The 18,075-nt window shown below is 66.9% G+C and carries 22 protein-coding genes; 8 read left to right on the top strand and 14 right to left on the bottom strand.

Translation table 11 applies throughout. From position 1 onward, the window contains the following. Positions 1-31: 31 nt before the first annotated feature. The 7 genes from PT85_RS05290 to PT85_RS05260 all read right to left on the bottom strand — a co-directional run bounded on the left by PT85_RS05290 (position 32) and on the right by PT85_RS05260 (position 6,045). Complete coding sequence (locus PT85_RS05290; protein WP_027590679.1) at positions 32-469, bottom strand: MarR family transcriptional regulator; 438 nt, start codon at positions 467-469, stop codon at positions 32-34. Positions 470-534: 65 nt separating this feature from the next. After that, complete coding sequence (locus PT85_RS05285; RefSeq protein WP_039606131.1) at positions 535-1,539, bottom strand: DUF2804 domain-containing protein; 1,005 nt, start codon at positions 1,537-1,539, stop codon at positions 535-537. Positions 1,540-1,592: 53 nt separating this feature from the next. Further along, positions 1,593-2,819: a GGDEF domain-containing protein gene (locus PT85_RS05280; protein ID WP_065365783.1), complete on the bottom strand. Its 1,227-nt coding sequence runs from the start codon at positions 2,817-2,819 to the stop codon at positions 1,593-1,595. A gap of 101 nt (positions 2,820-2,920) precedes the next feature. Continuing rightward, positions 2,921-3,709, bottom strand: a complete 789-nt coding sequence (gene scpB, locus PT85_RS05275; RefSeq protein WP_039606130.1) for an SMC-Scp complex subunit ScpB — start codon at positions 3,707-3,709, stop codon at positions 2,921-2,923. After that, complete coding sequence (locus PT85_RS05270; protein ID WP_162172923.1) at positions 3,706-4,416, bottom strand: segregation and condensation protein A; 711 nt, start codon at positions 4,414-4,416, stop codon at positions 3,706-3,708. Before PT85_RS05270 ends, scpB begins: the two co-directional genes overlap by 4 nt. 121 nt (positions 4,417-4,537) lie before the next feature. Then, complete coding sequence (locus PT85_RS05265) at positions 4,538-5,167, bottom strand: L-threonylcarbamoyladenylate synthase (RefSeq protein WP_039606129.1); 630 nt, start codon at positions 5,165-5,167, stop codon at positions 4,538-4,540. A 14-nt stretch (positions 5,168-5,181) separates the two neighbouring features. After that, entirely contained in the window at positions 5,182-6,045 is an 864-nt protein-coding gene (locus PT85_RS05260; protein ID WP_039606369.1) for a PHP domain-containing protein, read from the bottom strand. Between the two features lie 65 nt (positions 6,046-6,110). Here PT85_RS05260 and PT85_RS05255 point away from each other — a divergent pair, with 65 nt between their 5' ends. The 5 genes from PT85_RS05255 (at position 6,111) to PT85_RS05235 (ending at position 9,619) form a co-directional block, all read left to right on the top strand. Continuing rightward, positions 6,111-6,701, top strand: coding sequence for a septation protein A (locus PT85_RS05255; protein ID WP_027590674.1), 591 nt, complete (start codon positions 6,111-6,113; stop codon positions 6,699-6,701). A 2-nt stretch (positions 6,702-6,703) separates the two neighbouring features. Next, the gene (locus PT85_RS05250) at positions 6,704-6,988 is read left to right on the top strand and encodes a YciI family protein (protein WP_027590673.1); all 285 of its coding nucleotides are present in this window, start codon (positions 6,704-6,706) and stop codon (positions 6,986-6,988) included. A gap of 4 nt (positions 6,989-6,992) precedes the next feature. Beyond that, entirely contained in the window at positions 6,993-7,679 is a 687-nt protein-coding gene (locus PT85_RS05245; RefSeq protein WP_039560477.1) for a response regulator transcription factor, read from the top strand. Positions 7,680-7,791: 112 nt separating this feature from the next. Beyond that, positions 7,792-8,235, top strand: a complete 444-nt coding sequence (locus PT85_RS05240) for a Spy/CpxP family protein refolding chaperone (protein ID WP_039606128.1) — start codon at positions 7,792-7,794, stop codon at positions 8,233-8,235. 67 nt (positions 8,236-8,302) lie between these two features. After that, on the top strand, positions 8,303-9,619 hold the full coding sequence (locus tag PT85_RS05235) for a sensor histidine kinase (protein WP_039606127.1): 1,317 nt from the start codon (positions 8,303-8,305) through the stop codon (positions 9,617-9,619). Positions 9,620-9,621: 2 nt separating this feature from the next. Here PT85_RS05235 and cobT read toward each other — a convergent pair whose 3' ends face one another. From cobT to ttcA, 6 genes are all read right to left on the bottom strand, one after another. Further along, positions 9,622-10,710, bottom strand: a complete 1,089-nt coding sequence (cobT, locus tag PT85_RS05230) for a nicotinate-nucleotide--dimethylbenzimidazole phosphoribosyltransferase (RefSeq protein ID WP_065365782.1) — start codon at positions 10,708-10,710, stop codon at positions 9,622-9,624. 203 nt (positions 10,711-10,913) lie between these two features. Further along, positions 10,914-11,429 (bottom strand): C40 family peptidase, encoded by a 516-nt coding sequence (locus PT85_RS05225; protein ID WP_039606126.1) that lies wholly within the window; start codon positions 11,427-11,429, stop codon positions 10,914-10,916. A 161-nt stretch (positions 11,430-11,590) separates the two neighbouring features. Beyond that, positions 11,591-12,199, bottom strand: a complete 609-nt coding sequence (locus PT85_RS05220) for a C40 family peptidase (protein WP_039606125.1) — start codon at positions 12,197-12,199, stop codon at positions 11,591-11,593. Positions 12,200-12,324: 125 nt separating this feature from the next. Next, complete coding sequence (locus tag PT85_RS05215) at positions 12,325-12,996, bottom strand: DNA-3-methyladenine glycosylase I (protein ID WP_039606124.1); 672 nt, start codon at positions 12,994-12,996, stop codon at positions 12,325-12,327. Between the two features lie 95 nt (positions 12,997-13,091). After that, on the bottom strand, positions 13,092-14,153 hold the full coding sequence (locus PT85_RS05210; RefSeq protein ID WP_039606123.1) for a 3-deoxy-7-phosphoheptulonate synthase: 1,062 nt from the start codon (positions 14,151-14,153) through the stop codon (positions 13,092-13,094). A gap of 461 nt (positions 14,154-14,614) precedes the next feature. Further along, the gene (gene ttcA, locus PT85_RS05205) at positions 14,615-15,439 is read right to left on the bottom strand and encodes a tRNA 2-thiocytidine(32) synthetase TtcA (RefSeq protein WP_027590665.1); all 825 of its coding nucleotides are present in this window, start codon (positions 15,437-15,439) and stop codon (positions 14,615-14,617) included. 149 nt (positions 15,440-15,588) lie between these two features. Here ttcA and PT85_RS05200 point away from each other — a divergent pair, with 149 nt between their 5' ends. The 3 genes from PT85_RS05200 (at position 15,589) to PT85_RS05190 (ending at position 17,467) form a co-directional block, all read left to right on the top strand. Continuing rightward, positions 15,589-16,185 carry a DNA-J related domain-containing protein gene (locus PT85_RS05200; protein ID WP_039606122.1) on the top strand — a complete coding sequence of 199 codons (597 nt, stop codon included), beginning with the start codon at positions 15,589-15,591 and terminating at the stop codon, positions 16,183-16,185. 115 nt (positions 16,186-16,300) lie between these two features. Continuing rightward, the gene (locus tag PT85_RS05195; protein ID WP_039560485.1) at positions 16,301-16,897 is read left to right on the top strand and encodes a Yip1 family protein; all 597 of its coding nucleotides are present in this window, start codon (positions 16,301-16,303) and stop codon (positions 16,895-16,897) included. A 75-nt stretch (positions 16,898-16,972) separates the two neighbouring features. Then, the gene (locus PT85_RS05190) at positions 16,973-17,467 is read left to right on the top strand and encodes a SprT family zinc-dependent metalloprotease (RefSeq protein ID WP_039560486.1); all 495 of its coding nucleotides are present in this window, start codon (positions 16,973-16,975) and stop codon (positions 17,465-17,467) included. Positions 17,468-17,565: 98 nt separating this feature from the next. On the opposite strand, the gene PT85_RS05185 is transcribed toward PT85_RS05190, so the two are convergent. Then, a complete protein-coding gene (locus PT85_RS05185; protein WP_027590661.1) occupies positions 17,566-18,072 on the bottom strand; it encodes a DUF2937 family protein in 507 nt (168 codons plus the stop codon). Positions 18,073-18,075 lie beyond the last annotated feature (3 nt).

Genomic DNA, 18,075 nt, shown 5'->3' with positions numbered 1-18,075 from the left:
GAGCCAAGCGCTCAACGCGGATTGCGCCCCTTTACCCCAACGCCTGCAGATTGGCCAGGATGCGACGGTGCACCTGCTGGCACAGCTGCAGGTCGGCGGGGTCGATGCCGGCCAGCAGCTGGCCGCGCAGCTCATCGGCGATGTGCTGGATGCGCTTGATCAGCGGCAGCGCCTGCTCGCAGAGCATCACCCGTTTGGCACGGCGGTCTTCCGGCGCCTCCAGACGCTGCACCAGTCCCTGGCCTTCCAGGCTGTCGAGCAGGCGCGCCAGTGTCGGCCCCTCGATGCCGACACTTTGCGCTAACTGGCTCTGGGTGGGCGCAGCCTCGAAGCGCGAGAGATGCAGCAGCACCAGCCAGCGCGCCTGGGACAGGCCGATGTCCGCCAGCCGGCGGTCCAGCTCGGCGCGCCAGGAACGGGACAGTTGGGTGAGCTGCATTGCGAAGGTGTGCTGTTCGAACTGACTCATATTCTTGTAGTTGGGCTAACCATTAGTGGGCTAAATAATACGCCAGGACGCCGACCAGGGAGGCGTCACCATTTCGCATAGTGGTCCTCGACGAAGCCCCAGAGGTTGTCGAGACGGATGGCGGCGCGACCGGGCGGCCGCAGCCAGCCGTCGAAACGGCCGTACACCTGCTTGAAATTGCTGGCCAGCAGCAGGGCATTCACCCGCTCGGCGTGCAAGCCGCAGCCCGCGAACGTCAGCTCGACCCGGCCATCGCCGGAGCGTATACGCCAGGGTGCCAGCGGCCGGTCCCGCTGGAACTCGAAACGCACCCCGCCCACCGGCACCAGCTCGCCGTCCAGCCAGAAGCAGTTTTCGCTGAAGCTGGTTTCATTGACGCCGCAGGACAGGTTGAGGCCGACCCGCTGGCCCTGCGCGACGCCGGACAGGCAGGCCCAGTTCCAGTAGGTTTCCGGACGCATGTAGCCCGCCGACCAGTCGTGGTGGGCGAAACAGTCGAGCGCCTGCAGATCGAACGCACCGAGCGGGCTGCGCACCTGCCCGTCGCAGCGCACGCCGGCCACCTTGCGGGCGTAAACCCAGCCGGTCGGCCCGGTGGGCGTGCAGATGTGCATGGGCTGGAAGGCCTGCTCGTCGAAGGACGCCTCGATGTGCAAGCCGTCGTCGAGGGCGACATCGAGGCGCTTCACGCCACCCCGGTTGTCCATGCGCAAGCGGTTGCCGCGCCAGCTCAACTCGCAGATACCGTCGTCCGGCGCCTGCGAGAACCGCTTCCCCAGGCCCAGCGGCAGGCGAAACTGCCGCTCAACGCGCCGGCCGCTGGCCGGGTGGTAGAGGTAGACGAACCCGGCCCCGAGCAGACTCAGATCGGCCAGTGCACAACCGCCGATCAACTCGTCGCTGATCAGGCCGAAATACTGGAACTGGTGAAAGCGGCGCCACTTGGCCAGCCGGCCCAGCCGCCGCCCCATGGGTGAGCGCAGATCGAAGTCGCGATGATTGACCAGCGCCGGACCTCGGGGAAAGATCCCGATCCTTGGCTGGCCGTCGGCCTGTATCAGGCGGTCCATGGCGTCTGGTCTTCCTGTTGTGGGGGTTGTGTCGTCGCTCGACGCCGCACGTCTCAGACGTCCTGGCGGAAGTCGTCGCGATCCAGATCGACCTCCGGCTCCAGATCCAGCCGGTCGCTGGCCATCACCACACGGTTGCGGCCGGACGCCTTGGCCCGGTACAGCGCCTGGTCGGCCCGCACGTACAGCTCGTCGATCGAGCGCAGCACGTCGCCGTTGACAATGCTGACGCCACCGAGCGACAGCGTCACCACGCCGGAGGGCGACGCCGCGTGTTCGATGGCCAGATTGCGCAACCGCGCGCACAGGGCTTCGGCCCGTTCGCGGGCATCGTGGGCAGTGCTGCCATACAACAGCAGGGCAAACTCTTCACCGCCCAGACGCACCGCCATGTCCAGCGGCCGGCGCGCGGCCTGCTCGAACAGCCGGGCCACCTGCTGCAGCGTCTCGTCGCCGGCCTGGTGACCGTAGCAGTCGTTGTAGCGCTTGAAGTGATCGATGTCGCCCAGCAGCATCGCCAGCGGCTGTCCCTCGCGCTGGCTCTGGCGCCACAGGGCGTCCAGGTGACGGTGGAAGCTGCGCCGGTTGTGCAGGCCGGTGAGGCTGTCGTGATCGGCCAGCTGGCGCAACAGGCAGCGGATCAGGAACTGCTCCCGGGACTTGTATTCGAGCTGGTAGCAGCCCACCGCGCCAATCAGGTTGCCGAACAGCAGATACAGCAGCTGCGACAGCAGCGAGCTCTGGGTACCGATGGTGAACTCCAGCGCTGCATAGCCGAGCAGGATGGCGAGGGAGACCCCGATGGCTTCGGGTAGGCGCAGGCCGGCCAGAAAATAGCTGCCCAGACAGATCAGCAGCAGGCCTTCGGAGGGATAGCCGGGGAAGACCCATTGCGCCATCACCACCACCACGGCGGTGCCGAGGCCCATGGCCAGCACACAGACCAGGGTGAGCGGACCCAGCAGGACGATATGGCGGCGCTGCAGCACCAGGCCAACACAGGCCAGCAGCAACACCAGCACCCCGGCGCGCACGGCCAGCACCCACCAGAGCACCGGCGGGGCAATGAAACGGAAGTCCAGCAGCCCCTGCACCAGCAGGATCAGGACACAGACCAGCAAGGCAATGCGCCGCAGCGCAAACGTGTGGTCAAGCTGGTAACGCTGGTACTCCGCCTCCAGCTCCGGCGTGAAGCTCAGCCACCGGAAGCCGCGTTCCAGCTGTTCCGCATAGGGGTTGGTGGGTACATCCTCAAGTCGTAAGCGAAGCGCATTGCCCAATTGTCATTCCCTGATCTATCAACTCGCGCCACCCTAACGCCCTGGGTGACTGACTGCAATATGACATCATAATGTGTCAAAAGGCCGGCACAAAAGCGCGATCAGCGCCCAGGTTCGAACGATGGATCCTCTTCATCAGCCCCTTCGGATGACTCGACAGTCTCTTCGAGCAGGTCGTCGAAATCGGTCTTGAGCCCCTGCTCCATCTCGTCCAGTTCGGCCAACAAGGTGCGGAAGCTGATCTCGCCCGCCGCCGGCGAGCCCCCCTCCTCGTCCGCGCCGGCAACGTCGGCACGGGCTTGCAGGCCCGCCGGCACCGGCAGCTCGTCATCCTGTACCGGCGTCGGCTCCGGCTCCATGGCGCGCAGTTCGGCCAGCGGCGGCAGCGCATCCAGGCTGCTCAGGTTGAAATGGTCCAGAAAGGCCTTGGTGGTGGCCAGCATCGCCGGCCGGCCGGGCACCTCGCGATAACCGACGACGCGGATCCACTCGCGCTCCTGCAGGGTCTTGACGATCTGGCTGCTGACCTGCACGCCGCGGATATCCTCGATCTCGCCCCGGGTAATCGGCTGGCGGTAGGCGATCAACGCCAGGGTTTCCAGCAGCGCGCGGGAATAGCGTTGCGGGCGCTCCTCCCACAGGCGGCCGACCCATGGGGCGAAGCGCTCGCGCACCTGCAGGCGGTAGCCGCTGGCGACTTCCTTCAGCTCGAAGGCGCGCCCTTCGCAACGCAGGCCCAGCACCTCCAGCGCCGCACGCAGCTGGGCGGCATCCGGACGCTCGGCCTCGTCGAACAGCTCGCTCATGCGTTCCAGTGACAAGGGCTTGCCAGCTGCCAGCAGCAGGGCTTCCAGCAGGGTGGCCAGATCGTTCGGGTCGGACAGGTTCATGCTTGCTCGGCCTCTGCGCGGACGCGGACGTGGATGGGGGCGAAGGGTTCGTTCTGCACCAGCTCGACCAGGGATTCCTTGATGAGTTCGAGAATGGCCATGAAGGTCACCACCACACCCAGGCGGCCCTCCTCCACCCGGAACAGCTGGACGAACGGCACGAAGTGCCCGTCGCGCAGGCGCTCCAGCACTTCACTCATGCGCTCGCGGGTGGACAGCGCCTCGCGGGTCACCTGGTGGCTTTCGAACATATCGGCGCGACGCAGCACCTCGGCCATGGCCAGCAGCAGCTCGGACAGCTCGACCTGCGGCAGCAGCATGCGCGCCCGCGCCTGCGGCGCTTCCAGACGCGGTACATGCAGATCGCGGCCCAGGCGCGGCAGCTCGTCGAGGTCCTCGGCGGCGGCCTTGAAGCGCTCGTACTCCTGCAGGCGGCGGATCAGCTCGGCACGCGGGTCCTCCTCGTCCTCATCTTCTTCGCTGGAGCGCGGCAGCAGCATGCGCGACTTGATCTCCGCCAGCATGGCGGCCATCACCAGGTACTCGGCGGCCAGCTCCAGGCGCGCGACCTTCATCAGTTCGACATACCCCATGTACTGGCGGGTGATCTCCGCCACCGGGATGTCGAGGATGTCGATGTTCTGCTTGCGGATCAGGTAGAGCAGCAGGTCCAGCGGCCCCTCGAACGCTTCGAGGAACACCTCCAGGGCATCCGGCGGGATGTACAGGTCCTGGGGCATTTCGGTGACGGCCTCGCCGTATACCAGCGCCAGCGGCAACTGCTCCGGAACGGGGATGGCGGCCTGCGCCTCGATCGACGTCATGGCGTCAGGCGCTTTCCTGGAACGGCGCCGGATCGCCGCAGCCGACCCGCGCCACCTCGGGCCTGTCGCCGGTCAGGTTGACCACCGTCGACGCCTCCAGGCCACCGAAGCCGCCGTCGATGATCAGATCGACATGATGTTCCAGCAGGCCGCGCATGTCGTAGGGATCGCTGAGCGGCAGGTCCTCGCCGGGCATGATCAGGCTCACCGACATCAGCGGCGCATCCAGCTCGCGCAGCAGCGCCTGGGCAATCGGGTGGGCCGGCACGCGCAGGCCGATGGTGCGGCGCTTGGGGTGCAGCAGCATGCGCGGCACTTCGCGGGTGGCGTCGAGGATGAAGGTGTAGGGGCCCGGGGTATGCGTCTTCAGCAGCCGGAACGCGCCGGTGTCCACCTTGGCGAAGATGCCCAGCTGCGAGAGGTCGCAGCACACCAGGGTGAAGTTGTGTTTGTCGTCCAGCCGGCGCAGGCGACGGATGCGCTCCAGCGCGCCCTTGTCGCCCAACTGGCAGCCCAGCGCGTAGGAGGAGTCGGTCGGGTAGACGATCACCCCGCCGGCGCGCAGGATTTCCGCGGTCTGCTTGATCAGCCGCGGCTGGGGATTCTCCGGGTGGATCTGGAAAAACTGGCTCATGACCTCTCCCTTGCTCAATGCACGGCCCTGGGCGGACTGTCGCTGAAACGCAGCCACAATGGCGACAGATCTTCCGGCAGAGGGCGATAAAGTCCCAGCTCGGCCCACTGGGCCGGCGCATGGAAATCGCTGCCGATACTGGCCAGCAGACCGAACTCGCGGGCCAGGATGGCCAGGCTGCCGACCTGCTCGGCGGGCTGCAGGCCATTGACCACTTCCAGCGCCTGGCCGCCGGCGGCAATGAATTCGCTGACCAGCCGACGCCGCTTGCTGCGGGTGAAGTCGTAATGGCGCGGATGGGCCAGGCTGACCCAGGCGCCGGCGGCACGCAGGGTCGCCACTGTCTGCTCCAGGCTCGGCCAGTGCTGTTTCACGTCACCCAGCTTGCCGGCGCCCAGCCACTTGCGGAACGCCTCGGAACGATCGCGCACATGCCCGGCGCGCAGCAGGAATTCGGCGAAATGCGGTCGCCCCGGGGCATTCTGGCCGTCGCCCAGCTCATGCTGGATCGCCCGGGCGCCCTCCAGCGCGCCGGGCATGCCCTTGGCCGCCAGGCGTCGGGCGATCTCCTCGGCGCGGCTCCAGCGCGCCAGGCGCAAGTCTTCCAGCGCCGCACACAGTGCTGGCGCCTGGCGGTCGAAGCCGTAACCCAGCACATGGATGGTGGCGCCACCCCACAGGCAGGACAGCTCAACGCCGTTGACGAAGCGCATGCCCAGCCGCTCGGCTGCGGCACGGGCTTCGTCCAGGCCGTCCAGGGTGTCGTGATCGGTCAGGGCCAGCAGGCCCACGCCGCAGGCATGGGCGCGCGCCACCACATCGGCGGGCGCGAATACGCCGTCGGAAGCAGTGCTGTGGCAGTGCAGGTCGACCTTCAGGGGGCCGCTTTCGCATTCAGTCATGTTTGTTATTATGCCGCGTCATCCCGCGCCTGGCTGCCACTGTGAAACAACTGATCGATTTCATTCCGCTGATCCTGTTCTTCATCGTCTACAAGATGGACCCGCGCAGCGTCGAACTGGCCGGCCAGAGCATCGAGCTCGGCGGCATCTTCAGCGCCACCGCCGTGCTGATCGCCAGCTCGGTGATCGTCTACGGCCTGCTCTTCGTGCAACAGAAAAAACTGGAGAAGGGCCAGTGGTTGACCCTCCTCGCCTGCCTGGTGTTCGGCGGCATGACGCTGGCCTTCCACAGCGAGACCTTCCTCAAGTGGAAAGCCCCCGTGGTCAACTGGCTGTTCGCCACGGCCTTCGCCGCCACGCATTTCATCGGCGACCGCCCGCTGGTGCAGCGCATCATGGGCCACGCCATCAGCCTGCCGCAGCACCTGTGGGTGCGCCTGAACCTGGCCTGGGTGGTGTTTTTCCTGATCAGCGGCTTCGCCAACCTGTTCGTGGCCTTCACCTTCCATGACATCTGGGTGGACTTCAAGGTCTTCGGCAGCCTGGGCATGACCCTGCTGTTCCTGGTCGGCCAGGGCATCTTCCTGGCGCGCCACCTGCAACACGACGCCCCCAAGCAGGGCGAGGATTGAACATGCTGTACGCCATTATCGCCACCGATGTACCTGGCACCCTGGAACAGCGCCTGGCCGCCCGTCCGGCCCATCTGGCGCGCCTGCAACAGCTGAAGGACGAGGGCCGCCTGGTGCTGGCCGGCCCGCACCCGGCCGAGGACGGCGAAGGCTTCACCGGCAGCCTGGTGGTCGCCGAGTTCGACTCCCTGCAGGCCGCGCGTGACTGGGCGGCCGCCGATCCCTATCGAGATGCCGGCGTGTACGCCAACGTCATCGTCAAACCGTTCAAGCAGGTCTTCCCCTGACGCCATGAGCCATGTGCTGCTGATCGACGACGACCAGGAGCTCTGCGAGCTGCTGGCCAGCTGGCTGCGTCAGGAAGGTTTCGAGGTGCGCGCCTGCCACGATGGGCAAAGCGCGCGCGCGGAGCTGGCGCAGAACGCGCCCGCCGCCGTGGTGTTGGACGTGATGCTGCCCGACGGCAGCGGCCTGGAGCTGCTCAAGCAGCTGCGCAGTCGGCATGCCGAGCTGCCGGTGCTGATGCTTTCGGCGCGTGGCGAACCGCTGGACCGCATTCTTGGCCTGGAGCTGGGCGCCGACGATTATCTGGCCAAGCCCTGCGATCCCCGCGAACTGACCGCCCGCCTGCGCGCCGTACTGCGCCGCAGCGTGGCGCCGAGCGCGCCCAGCCAGTTGGAGCTGGACGACCTGACCTTCAGCCCCGCGCGTGGCGTGGCGCGCATCGGTGAGCACGAGGTCAGCCTCACGGTGTCCGAAGGCCGCCTGCTCGAAGCCCTGCTCGCGCAGCCGGGCGAGCCGCTGGACAAACAGGAGCTCGCCCAGCTGGCCCTCGGCCGCAAGCTGACGCTCTACGACCGCAGCCTGGACATGCACGTCAGCAACCTGCGCAAGAAACTCGGCCCGCACCCGGACGGCAGCCCGCGCATCCTCGCGCTGCGCAGCCGCGGCTACTACTACAGCCGCCAGCCCCGCTGATCGCGCGGCGCTTCCTTTACCCAGGCTTTACCGTCGGCTGACCGCGCCTGACCTTCGCATCCTTAGACTGGGCTCATCCGGAATCGCCGGAACGACTGAAGAGGATGTACCCATGCGCAAGACTCTCGCTGCCCTGCTGATCGCCGCCGCCCTCCCCGCCGCCGCCCTGGCCATGCCCGGCCCGTCGGCACCCTGCGCACCGGAGGCCGTGCAAGGCATGCAGCACAAGGCCTTCCACGGCAAGCATGACGGCGGCATGCGCGACCTGGACCTGACCCGCGAGCAGCGTCGCGAGATGCGCCGCATCATGGGCGAACAGCACAAGGCTCATTGGGAAATCCACCAGCGCTACCTGGACAAGCTGCCGCAGAAAGAGCGCGAAGCCATGCAGAAGGAAATGCGCGACAACCGCGAGAAGCGCCAGCAGGAAGTGCGCAAGCTGCTGACACCCGAACAGCAGAAGCGCTTCGACGAGATGCGCAAGGCCATGGACGAGCGCCAGGCCGAGTGGAGCGAGTTCCAGGAGTGGAAGGCCGACAAGGCCAAAGCCCGGTAATATCCACACCCACCGTAACGCCGGTCAGGTCACAGCCTGACCGGCATTTTTGCTTCCGGAGAATGCCGTGCGCTCGATCTTCTGGCGAATCCTGGCGAGCTTCTGGCTGGCCCTGGCCCTGGTGGCCGGCCTGTCGCTGCTGCTGGGCCGCACCCTGAATCAGGATTCGTGGATCCTGGCGCGCCATCCGGTGGTCAAGGACCTCGCCGAGCGCTGGACCCAGGTCTATGAAAGACAGGGGGCGGCCAGGGCCCAGCAGTTCCTCGAAGCCGTGCGCCGCGAACACCGTATCGACGTGCAGGTGTTCGACGACAGTGGCGAGCCGTTGCTGCGCGGCACCACGCCACGTCGCATCGCCGCTCTGGAAGGCCCCCGGGCCCGTGGGCAGCACCTACCCTGGCGGCGCCTGGGAACCGATTACACCAGTCCGCAGACGGGCGATACCTACCTCTTTCTGTACCGCATTCCCCATACGGAACTGGCCGCCTGGCATCGCGACAGCCTGCTCTGGCCGCTGAGTGCGCTGGGCATCGCGCTGGTGGTGCTCACCCTGTTCAGCCTGCTGCTGACCCTGGCCATCAGCCGGCCGCTCAACCGCCTGCGCAGCGCGGTGCACGACCTGGGACAGACGACCTATCAGCAGAACAGCCTGGCGGCGCTGGCGGCGCGCAAGGATGAATTCGGCGTGCTGGCCGGCGACTTCAACCGCATGGGCGAACGCCTGCAGGGGCTGATCAACAGCCAGCGCCAATTGCTGCGCGACGTTTCCCATGAGCTGCGCTCGCCGTTGGCGCGCCTGCGCATCGCCCTGGCGCTGTCGGAACGGGCCGACGACGCAGAGCGGGCCAGGCTCTGGCCACGCCTGAATCAGGAGTGCGATCGCCTCGAGGCACTGATCAGCGAAATCCTGGCCCTGGCCCGCCTCGACAGCAACCCCGGTGCCAGCCATGCCATCGACGTGGCCGAGCTGCTCGGCCGGCTGCGCGACGACGCGCGGCTGACAGCACCCGAGCAGGAAATCCGCCTCGAGATGGAGCCCGGCCTGACCCTGCTGGGTTGGCCGGACATGCTGGAGCGGGCGGTAGACAATCTGCTGCGCAACGCATTGCGCTTCGGTCCACAAGGCCAGCCCGTCGAGGTGCGCGCCGAGCGGCACCAGGGTCGTCTGGTATTGAGCGTGCGCGACCATGGCCCCGGTGTTCCGGACGAGCATCTGGGCCAACTCGGCGAACCGTTCTTCCGGGCACCGGGCCAGGCCGCTGCGGGCTACGGCCTGGGTCTGGCCATTGCTCGCCGGGCGGCCGAACGTCATGGTGGGCAACTCTTGCTGGCCAATCATCCCGAAGGCGGCTTCATCGCCACCCTCGACCTGCCACTGGCCTAACGTCAGCCGCCCACCTGCCGCGCCGGCACGGATTCTTCCGGCGCCGCCATGTGCTTCAGGCCTTCATCCAGGGTCACCAGCTCGGCATGCAGCGCACACGCCGCCTGCAGCATGGGCACCGCCAGGGCGGCGCCGCTGCCGTCGCCGAGCAGCAGGTCCAGCTGCAACAACGGCTCGGCCTTGAGCGCATCCAGCAACCAGTGGTGGCCCGGTTCGGCGGTGCAATGGGAGAACAGCAACCAGGGGCGGCATCGGGGATTCAAGTGAGTGGCCAGCAAGGCGGCGACGGTGCTGACAAAACCATCCACCAGCACTGGCACGCCCAGCTGGGCGCAGCCCAGGTAGGCACCGGTCAACGCGGCGATCTCGAAGCCGCCGAGGCTCTGCAGCAGACCCAGCGGATTGGCCAGCGAGGCCTCGTGCCGCTCCAGGGCTGCTTCGATGAGGGTTCGCTTGCGCGCCACGCCAGCGGCGTCCAGTCCACAGCCGGGACCGACCATCAGCTCCGCGGGGCAGCCGAGCAAGGCACAGGCCAGCGCACTGGCGGCCGTGCTGGACCCCACCCCCAGGGCACCGCCGATGAACAGGTCGAGATTGGCGGCCATCGCACGCTCTGCCGCTTCGCGCCCGGATTGCAGGGCGACCAGGCACTGCGCCGGCGTCATGGCATCCTCGACCAGGAAGTTGCGCGTACCGGCGGCCAGTTGCAGATGGCGCACCCCCGGCAGCCCTGTCGAGGGACGCACGGTACCCAGATCGATGATGTCCAGCGTGGCATCCAGCCGCCTGGCCAGGATGGCCAACGTCGACACACCCTCGGCAAGATTGCCGAGCATCATGCCGGTTACCGGGCGCGGCACGGCCGATACACCCACTTCGGCCACACCATGGTCGGCGACGAACAGATAGCATCCCAGGCGGGACAGCTGGGGCAGCTCCCTCCCCTGCTGGGCAGCAAGACGGATCACGACGGGTTCCAGCCGGCCAAGGGCGCGGACCGGCTTGAGCTGGCGACGCTGGCGCTCGGTGGCCTTGCGCAAGGCGACATGGTCCAGCGACTGACAGGGTTCCTGCCACCAAAACAGGCTCATGAGGCGGCTCCTAGTGCTACTCGCGGACCAGCCGCGAATTCATCACGATCAACCTTCGGCAGAGTCGATGCCGAATTACCACCGGCCGGACCTTGCAGGAACGATTGCATGTGTACAGCGAAAACCGGCGGGATTATAGGGATGTTCCGGGCACAAACTGGAGGCAAAAACTTATTAAAAACGCTCAATCATTGGTCGAAGGATCAACGATGCGCCAGCTCCTTGTCGTCAAGAATTCGTTTCGCCCCGACATAGGCGTTCGCCCAATACCGATTGGACAGACTGTCCAGGCGCACCGTCCCTCCCGAGGAGGGCGCATGCACGAAACGCCCCTCGCCCACATAGATGCCCGCGTGGCTGACCTTCCCCCAACCGCTGGTGGCGAAAAGCACCAGGTCGCCCGGTTGCAGCGCCTGACGCTTGACCGCGGGGGCGCCCAGCTCGCCCAGCTGGCGCGTCGTGCGCGGCAGCACGATACCCGCCGCATCGCGGTAGACGAAACCGATCAGCCCGCTGCAATCGAAGCCGCTTTCCGGCGTGTTGCCCCCCCAGCGGTACGGCGTGCCCACCAGCCCGATGGCGCGAAACAGCACGTCACTGGGCTGCGCGGAGGCCGAACGTGCGGTATAGACGACGCCGGAATCCGGCTGGTGGGAAGAACAGGCAGCCAGCAGGCCAAACAGAACGGGCCAGAGCAGTAGACGGACCGGGGTGGGCATGGCGGGCTCCTCGGACGAGAGAGCCATCACTTTGCCCAGTGTTGCGGCCGAGAGCAACCCGCGCCGGCCCGCAGCTTTTGTGCAGGCCCGAGCCAGGAGCTCGCGACTGAAGTCGCTCCTACAGGTTCGCCGCTGTTGTAGGAGCGGCCTCAGCCGCGATATCAGGGCTCCAGCCGGGCCAGATTCAGGGCCTGCGGCGGACTCTCCAGCACGCGCTTGGCCTGCAGGTAGCGCGGCGCCCAGTAGCCCTGATCGAGCCGGTCCACACGCACGCCGCTGCGGCGGCTGGCCGAGTGGATGAAACGGTTGTCGCCGATATAGATGCCGGCATGATCCACCCGCCCGTGGCGACGGGTACTGAAGAACACGATGTCCCCGGGCTGCAGCGCGTCGCGCGCGACCTTGGGGGCGTCGTAGCGAATCAGCTGGCGCGTGGAACGCGGCAGGCGAATGCCCGCCTCGTTGCGGAACAGATAGCCGATGAAGCCACTGCAATCGAAGCCGGTCTTGACCGTGGTGCCGCCATACCGATAGCGGGTGCCAACCAGTTGGAAGCCGCGATCCAGCAGGCGCTCCACCTGGCGTTCCTGGCGGCGCTGCTCCAGCGCCAGCTGCCGGGCGAGCTCCAGCTCGGCTTCAAGGTCCGCCAGGCGGGTTTGGGTTTCACGCAGGGCCGTGTGCTCCGGTAGCGACTGGGCGGGCGTCGTGGCGCAGCCCACGAGGAGCGTGGCGAGGGCGAGGGGCACGAGGGCAGCAAGGCGGTTGGGCATGGCTCGATCGTGTCGTGGCAAAAAACAGTGCGCGGACTATGCCTACCCAGGGATCGATTTTCAAAAACTATCGATCAACGGTATTTGACCGAAGCGGGTAGCACAACAACGCCAATGCGCCCGTTTCAGTGATTGACGGTCAGCGCCAGCATCATCGACAGCTGGCAGAGCGGCCGACCGCTCTCCGCTCGCCAGGCGTTGAAGGCGGCTTGCACCGCCGCCAGGTCGCGCTGGCTGCTCGGCGCCTTGTCGACGATGCCCTGGGCCTTGAGTGCGGCCACCACGTCCTCGCTGGGGATGAAGGTGTCCTTGCCGACCATGCGCAGCAGACGCGGCGCGGAGAGCCCGCCCAACTGATTGCCGTGCTTGGCCAGGTAACGCCACAGGCCGACGATGTCCTCGCCCGGCCAGTCGGCCAGGAAGGCGCCGAAGCTGCCGTGCTCGGCCGCGATCTCGAGAATCATCTGCGCATTGCGCGGCACGCTGGCCAGCTTGCCCGCGTGGCGAATCAGCCGGGCGTCACCCATCAACCGCTCCAGGTGCTCGGCGCCCATCAGCACCACCTTCTGCGGCACGAAACCGAAGAACGCCTCCTCGAAGGCCGGCCACTTGGCATCCACCAGGCTGTGCTTGAGGCCCGCGCGGAAGACCCGCAGGCTGATCTGCGACAGGTAGCGGTCGTCCGGCACGGCGCGCAGCGTCTCGGCGCTCGCCGGCACCGGCAGCCGCGCCTCCAGCGCCTCGGCAGAGCCGAAGCGGTTGAGGCAGTATTCGTGAAGCCAGCGGTAGTCACGCATGGGCAAGTGTCTCTTGGGGAGCGAAGCGGTGCACAGGGTGCCCCGTCCGCTCCGTTGCGGCAACCGCACGGGGCGAACGCGGCTCCGTAGGGTGGTCAACCGCGCAGGCGGCTGGCGGCCTCGCGCAACAGTTGCTCGGTACCGCTCCAACCCAGGCAGCCGTCGGTGACCGACACGCCATAGCGCAATTCACCGGACAGCGGCTGGCAGCCGTCGAACAGGTGGCTTTCCAGCATGACGCCCCGCAGCGTGCGGTCGCCGGCCAGGCGTTGGGTCAGCACCTCCGCCAGCACCGCCGGCTGGCGCAGCGGGTCCTTGCCGCTGTTGGCATGACTGCAATCGACCATGATGCGCGGGGCGATCCCCTGCTTCTCCAGCGCTGCGCGCGCCGCCGCGACGCTGGCCGCATCGAAGTTGGGGCCGGCATGCCCGCCACGCAGCACCAGGTGGGTGTCGGGATTGCCGGCGGTTTCCACCAGCGCCGGGTGCCCTAGCGCATCGATGCCGAAGTGACTGTGCGGGTGGGCCGCCGAGCGCATGGCGTCACAGGCGATGCCCAGGCTGCCATCGGTGCCGTTCTTGAAGCCCACCGGCAGGTCCAGGCCGCTGACCAGCTCGCGGTGGATCTGCGATTCGCTGGTGCGCGCGCCGATGGCCGCCCAGGCCAGCAGGTCGTCGAAGTAGCCCGCCACCAGCGGCTGCAGCAGCTCGGTGGCGAGCGGCAGGCCCAGCGCCAGCATGTCGAGCATCAGGCGCCGCGACAGCGTGAGCCCTTCCGCCATGGCGTGACTGCCATCCAGGTGCGGATCGTAGGCCAGCCCTTTCCAACCGACCGTGGTGCGCGGCTTTTCCATGTAGGCGCGCATCACCAGCAGCAACTGGTCCTCCACCTCGGGCGCCAGATCAGCCAGGCGACGGGCATAATCCAGGGCGGCCTCGGGATCGTGGATGGAGCAGGGACCGACCACCACCAGCAGGCGCGGGTCGCGACCATCGAGGATCGCGCGAACGGCCTGGCGCTGATCATGCACACGGGCGGCCAGGGCGGGTTCCAGCGGCAGGCGCTGGCGCAGCAGGGCGGGAGAAGGCAGGGGCTGGGCGATGCGTCGCGCGGCGACGGCAGGCTGAAGTGCGGCGAGTGGGGCGGAAGCGTTCATCTGGCAAGTTCCTTGTGTGTGCCGGCGGTCGAGAGCCGCCCGGCACTAGCGAGTCGATCGTTCGAGTGGTGTCAGCGCGGCGGCAACGCGGCTAAATCGCCAGAAGGCACGGGTGTAGCGGTAAGCAGTGAGATAGCGGTACATGGTGTAGTCCTCGATGTGGTTGGCACGGCCTTGTGGGCCCGGAAAAACAAAACCCCCGGTCGGGTGGCCGACCGGGGGTTCTTGTGAAACGTTGCGGTAGGCGACCCTGTTTGCCGGGGCGCCTGCTGGGTATCAGACGCCGGAGTGGCTAAACCAATACCCGTAGAAGAAATAACCAGTCGCTTCGACCGCGCAGCCGCATGCCAGGGCACGCGGGGCGCCGAGCGAAGCGGAAGATACGGTGTGGTCGAGCATGGGTCGGATTCTCCGAAACGATGGACCGGACCTTACTGCAATCCACCGGCCCGGTTCAAGCCTCAGATGCTCATCGCATCGATGAAGCGTGGCGTAGCGGCCTCGTCGATCTTCAGGCTCTTGAAGTCGTACAGGTTGCGGTCGGCCAGCTGCGAGGGCGCCACATTCTGCAGCGCGCGGAACATCACCTCGGTACGCCCCGGGCTCTTGCGCTCCCAGTCCAGCAGCATCTCCTTGACCACCTGACGCTGCAGGTTCTCCTGCGAACCGCACAGGTTGCACGGGATGATCGGGAATTCCTGGAGTTTCGCGTAGGCCTCGATGTCCTTCTCGCTGCAGTAGGCCAGCGGGCGGATCACCACGTTGCGGCCATCGTCGGAACGCAGCTTGGGTGGCATGGCCTTCAGGGTGCCGCCGTAGAACAGATTGAGGAAGAAGGTTTCCAGGATGTCGTCGCGGTGGTGCCCCAGCGCCATCTTGGTCGCGCCGATCTCGTCGGCGTAGGTGTACAGCGTGCCGCGACGCAGGCGCGAGCACAGCGAGCAGGTGGTCTTGCCCTCCGGGATCTTCTCCTTCACCACCGAATAGGTGTCCTTCTCGATGATGTGGTACGGCACGCCGATGGATTCCAGGTACTGCGGCAACACGTGCTCGGGGAAGCCGGGCTGCTTCTGGTCGAGGTTCACCGCGACGATCTCGAAGCGGATCGGCGCCACCTTCTGCAGGTACAGCAGGATGTCCAGCAACGTGTAGCTGTCCTTGCCACCGGACAGACAGACCATGATCTTGTCGCCGTCCTCGATCATGTTGAAGTCGGCGACCGCTTCGCCGACCAGCCGGCGCAGGCGTTTCTGCAGTTTGTTCTGGTTGACGGACAGCGTACCCATGATGCGTGGCAAATCCCGGCGGTTGAAAGGGACGCGCATTTTACGCGCAAAGCCGCCATTTCCCCAGCCCGACAGTCGGTCATCAACGGTTGCGGATTCAGACCCTGTGCTAGGCTCCCCTGCACCCACGCCGCCCAACCCCACCGCCCATGACCGTCGACGCCTTTCCCGCCACCGACCTCAGCGATACGCTGCTCACGCTGTTGCGCGCGGCGCCCGGCGGCAGCAGCGAGTACCAGTTGATCCAGACGCTGCGCGCCGATGGCAACCCGCACCTGTCGCAGCGCTCACTGCAGGACCCGCTGGTGCTGTTCCGCACCCATTTCCTGGTGTTCAACGCCCTGTATCGCCTGCGCGAACGGCTCTGGCGCGAACAGGCCGGGCATCTGGAAATCAGTCCGCTGCGCATTCGCCTGCTGCCCTACCAGGCCGGCAGCCAGGGGCTGAGCGAAAGCGACCCGTTGCGCGACTACTACCTGGACATGAACCAGTTGTATGCGACCACCGAAGCGGATGTGGAACAGCTGCTGGACAGCTTCTGGAAGCGCCTGGACAACGGCGGCGACCAGACCCGCGACGCACTGCGCCTGTTCGAACTGGAGGATGAACCGCAGCTGGACCTGGCGCGCATCCGTTTTCGCTACCGCCAACTGGTCAGTCGCCACCACCCTGACCGTGGCGGCAGCACCGAACACCTGCAGAGCATCAACGCCGCCATGGAAATCCTCGAGCGCCATTACCACTGATCCGGATCAGCGGGCGCCCCGGTAACCGTTTCGCCAGCACTCCTATACTGCGACACAAGGTCGCACGCTGGCGGACTGCCACGGGAGACGACCCGCTAACGAGGAGGTGCAGGCCATGATCAATCATGTCTGGGGGCTGTTCACCCATCCCAACAGCGAATGGCGCGAGATCCGCGGCGAGGAGCAGACCAGCCATCCACGGCTGTATGCCTTGTTCGTCCTGGCGGCCATCCCGCCCGTTTCCGCCTTCATCGGCACCACCCGGGTCGGCTGGGCCCACGGCAACGCCCCGGCGGTGCGGCTGACCGAAGCCAGCGCCCTGCCCCTGGCGGTGCTGTCCTACCTGGCCATGCTGGTCGGTGTGCTGGTGATGGGCTGGTTCATCCACTGGATGGCCCGCACCTACCACGCCAACCCGACCCTGCGTCAGTGCGTGATGTTCGCGGCCTATACGGCCACGCCGCTGTTCATCGCCGGGCTGTCGGCGCTGTATCCCAGCCTGTGGCTTGGCATGATCATCGGCACGGCGGCGGTGGCCTATACCGCCTATCTGCTGTACGTCGGTCTGCCTACCTTCATGGACATCCACCCGGACGAGGGCTTCCTGTTCTCAAGCTCGGTGCTGGCGGTGGGCCTGGTGGTGCTGGTGGCGATGCTGGCAGTCTCGGTGGTGCTGTGGGGCATGGGCATCGGCCCGATCTACACGCTCTGACCCAAGCCGGGGCGCATGCTGCCTGCGCCCCGCGACTTCTCTATACTGGCGCGCCTGTCCCACCGAGAGGCCGCCATGCCCCAGTTGCTCGAAGCCCGCGTCGAAGAGTGCTATCGCCAGGCCGAGGCGTTCTTCAAGCGCAGCTTCTCCCGCCCGCGGGTCAGCCTGCAGTTGCGCGGGCAGAAGGCGGGCGTCGCGCATCTGCAGGAGAACCTGCTGCGCTTCAATGCCCAGCTGTATCGGGAAAACACCGAACACTTCCTGCGCCAGACCGTGGCCCACGAGGTCGCCCATCTGGTCGCCCACCAGCTGTTCGGCCTGCGCATCCGCCCGCATGGCGAGGAATGGCAGAAAATCATGCGCGGCGTGTTCCAGTTGCCCCCCGAGCGCTGCCATCACTACGACGTGCCACGGCGCAAGGCGACCCGTTACGTCTATCGCTGCCAATGCCCGGAAGGCCTGTTCCCGTTCAGCGCCCAGCGCCACGGCCTGGTCGCCAAGGGTCGGCGCTATCTGTGCCGACGCTGCAGGGCAACGCTGCAGTTCACTGGCGAGCTGCGCGTGGAGTGATGCCGAGGGGCTTCAGCGCCGTGGCCTTCGTGCGGGCCTTAGCCAAGAGCTCGCGACTGAAGTCGCTCCTACGATCGGTACGGGCGCCCGCCGCAAGATCAGAGGGGACGCACGCGGCGGGTGAACAGCAGGGAGCCGAGCATGGCCAGCAGGCTTTCCACCAGCGCCGCCAGCAGCAGGCCGCAGGACAGACCCCAGGCGATGGCCGCCGGGTCCAGCGGTACCTGGTACTGGTAGCCACGCAACGCATCACGGGTCAGTCGCGGGTCGGCGGCGCTGAACAGGTGCCAGGCGCGCGCGTACCAGGGCCCCTGCATGGCCTGCCACTCGCGGTCGAGCAATTCGGCGCGGCCCACGAGGTGCTCGATGCTGCCGGCATCGCTGCGCATCACCGGATCGTCACTGGCGCGATAATGCCGCAGCAGCGCCTGCAGGTCGCCGGCGAAGAAACGCCGCGCGGTGTCGCGGAAGCCTTCCAGGCTGTGCGCCGATTCCAGGCGGTGGGCTTCCAGACGCTGGGTGTAGACATCCATGAACGCGGGGATCTGCACCCCCACCAGCAGGCCGAAGGCAAACAGCAGCAGACGCAGGTAACTACGCAACATGGA

This window comes from Pseudomonas flexibilis, assembly GCF_000806415.1.
Classification (GTDB): domain Bacteria; phylum Pseudomonadota; class Gammaproteobacteria; order Pseudomonadales; family Pseudomonadaceae; genus Serpens; species Serpens flexibilis.
Note: the sequence above shows the minus strand (reverse complement) of the source record. Positions and strands in the feature narration are given on the sequence as shown.

Coding starts and splice junctions, on each gene's coding strand:
- PT85_RS05215 (WP_039606124.1), bottom strand. CDS start 12,996: ATGCGTGACTACCGCTGGCTTCACGAATACTGCCTCAACCGCTTCGGC.
- PT85_RS05185 (WP_027590661.1), bottom strand. CDS start 18,072: ATGTTGCGTAGTTACCTGCGTCTGCTGCTGTTTGCCTTCGGCCTGCTG.
- PT85_RS05240 (WP_039606128.1), top strand. CDS start 7,792: ATGCGCAAGACTCTCGCTGCCCTGCTGATCGCCGCCGCCCTCCCCGCC.
- PT85_RS05210 (WP_039606123.1), bottom strand. CDS start 14,153: ATGAACGCTTCCGCCCCACTCGCCGCACTTCAGCCTGCCGTCGCCGCG.
- PT85_RS05190 (WP_039560486.1), top strand. CDS start 16,973: ATGCCCCAGTTGCTCGAAGCCCGCGTCGAAGAGTGCTATCGCCAGGCC.
- PT85_RS05290 (WP_027590679.1), bottom strand. CDS start 469: ATGAGTCAGTTCGAACAGCACACCTTCGCAATGCAGCTCACCCAACTG.
- PT85_RS05285 (WP_039606131.1), bottom strand. CDS start 1,539: ATGGACCGCCTGATACAGGCCGACGGCCAGCCAAGGATCGGGATCTTT.
- scpB (WP_039606130.1), bottom strand. CDS start 3,709: ATGAACCTGTCCGACCCGAACGATCTGGCCACCCTGCTGGAAGCCCTG.
- PT85_RS05225 (WP_039606126.1), bottom strand. CDS start 11,429: ATGCCCACCCCGGTCCGTCTACTGCTCTGGCCCGTTCTGTTTGGCCTG.
- PT85_RS05220 (WP_039606125.1), bottom strand. CDS start 12,199: ATGCCCAACCGCCTTGCTGCCCTCGTGCCCCTCGCCCTCGCCACGCTC.
- cobT (WP_065365782.1), bottom strand. CDS start 10,710: ATGAGCCTGTTTTGGTGGCAGGAACCCTGTCAGTCGCTGGACCATGTC.
- PT85_RS05265 (WP_039606129.1), bottom strand. CDS start 5,167: ATGAGCCAGTTTTTCCAGATCCACCCGGAGAATCCCCAGCCGCGGCTG.
- PT85_RS05245 (WP_039560477.1), top strand. CDS start 6,993: ATGAGCCATGTGCTGCTGATCGACGACGACCAGGAGCTCTGCGAGCTG.
- ttcA (WP_027590665.1), bottom strand. CDS start 15,439: ATGGGTACGCTGTCCGTCAACCAGAACAAACTGCAGAAACGCCTGCGC.
- PT85_RS05250 (WP_027590673.1), top strand. CDS start 6,704: ATGCTGTACGCCATTATCGCCACCGATGTACCTGGCACCCTGGAACAG.
- PT85_RS05195 (WP_039560485.1), top strand. CDS start 16,301: ATGATCAATCATGTCTGGGGGCTGTTCACCCATCCCAACAGCGAATGG.
- PT85_RS05200 (WP_039606122.1), top strand. CDS start 15,589: ATGACCGTCGACGCCTTTCCCGCCACCGACCTCAGCGATACGCTGCTC.